Origin of the sequence: Arthrobacter silviterrae (assembly GCF_011045165.1) — a bacterium.
GTDB classification, from domain to species: Bacteria; Actinomycetota; Actinomycetes; order Actinomycetales; family Micrococcaceae; genus Specibacter; species Specibacter silviterrae.
The window spans coordinates 1-1,195 of the sequence record NZ_JAAKZI010000089.1; the positions used below are offsets into that span (position 1 = coordinate 1).

The window sequence follows — 1,195 nt, forward strand, 5'->3', positions numbered from 1 at the left end:
ACATGGCCGCTTCCGGTTTTGATGTGCTGACTTGGCGCGAGGGTGCCAGCGAGAACGTTGAAGAGAAACTATTCGCGGAGGTCGCCCACACGGATGATCACGGGGAAGAACGCAAATGGTCGGTAGCTGACACGTTCGTTGACCTGCCCCTGGCCACGACGAAGAAAACCGGGGAAGTCCTGCCGATCCGGCAGATCAGCCGGATCGTCGCAACGACGGGTGGTGGCACCAGGTAAATCCACATCCTCACCACCGACAAGAACATGAGTGCCGGTGAGGTGGTGTATCGAATGGGATCACGGTGGCGGCAGGAAAACCAGTTCCGCTACGCCTGCATGCACTTCGACCTCGACTCCCACGACTCCTACAGCTCCACCGGTGATGACGAGGAAAGGATGGTGACATACCCGCAGAAGGCCAGGGCATACCAACTCGTCGTCGCGGTAAGGAACCGGCACGCTGAAGCCGCCGCCGTGGCCGACCTGAACTTGCTGGCGCTGAAAACCCCTGACGACGGCTCAGACGAAGTAATGGTCACCAGCGCCATGCACAACCAGGTCATGGCACCGCTGTGGGAAGCAGAAGCAGCGCTGATTGCTGCTGAGAAGAACCACAAAGCCATTCCCGCCAAACTCCGGCTCGGGGAGTTGAACCCGGGCCAGCAGGTCCTCGATACCGAGGTGAAACTGATCCACCACGGCGTCCGCATGGCCGCCTACAACACCGCGATGACCAACGCCAGGAAGATCCGCACCAACACCGGCTACCGGCGGCGAATCAGGAAGCCCACACCCTCATGCGCCAGATCTTCAACCAGCCCGGCGACATCGACACCACCAAGCCCGGCCACCTAACGATTACCCTGGATCCGCTGCCGACCAAGGCCAAAACTGCGGCCGCCGCCCAGCTCTGCGAGCACCTAAACAGCACTGAAACTCGCTACCCCGGCACGCAGCTCATCCTGCACTACAAAATCAAGAACAACGCCTAACGACTCACAGCAATTACCTCACCATGACCGGAGCCATGGGCACCGAGCTCATCCTGCGCTACGCCGTCAAGAGCAAAGCAGGCGACTACAAAGAATGTATCGTCATATCCAGAGTCTTGGGCTTAGGTTCAGACTTCAGGCGGAAACTGCTTGGGTCTCTAACCTCGGTGTTTCATGAGGGCGTGTCGGGCTGGCGTCATTAAA

The 1,195-nt window shown here is 59.2% G+C and carries 3 protein-coding genes; all 3 read left to right on the plus strand.

The window, feature by feature from the left end; all coding sequences use genetic code 11:
• Window positions 1–236 (plus strand): hypothetical protein (locus G6N77_RS19495; RefSeq protein WP_165183829.1); only part of this gene is annotated, 236 nt, incomplete at its 5' end.
• A gap of 27 nt (window positions 237–263) precedes the next feature.
• Window positions 264–854, plus strand: coding sequence for a hypothetical protein (locus G6N77_RS19500; protein ID WP_165183830.1), 591 nt, complete (start codon window positions 264–266; stop codon window positions 852–854).
• Window positions 797–991 carry a hypothetical protein gene (locus tag G6N77_RS19505; protein WP_165183831.1) on the plus strand — a complete coding sequence of 65 codons (195 nt, stop codon included), beginning with the start codon at window positions 797–799 and terminating at the stop codon, window positions 989–991. Before G6N77_RS19500 ends, G6N77_RS19505 begins: the two co-directional genes overlap by 58 nt.
• Window positions 992–1,195: the final 204 nt, after the last annotated feature.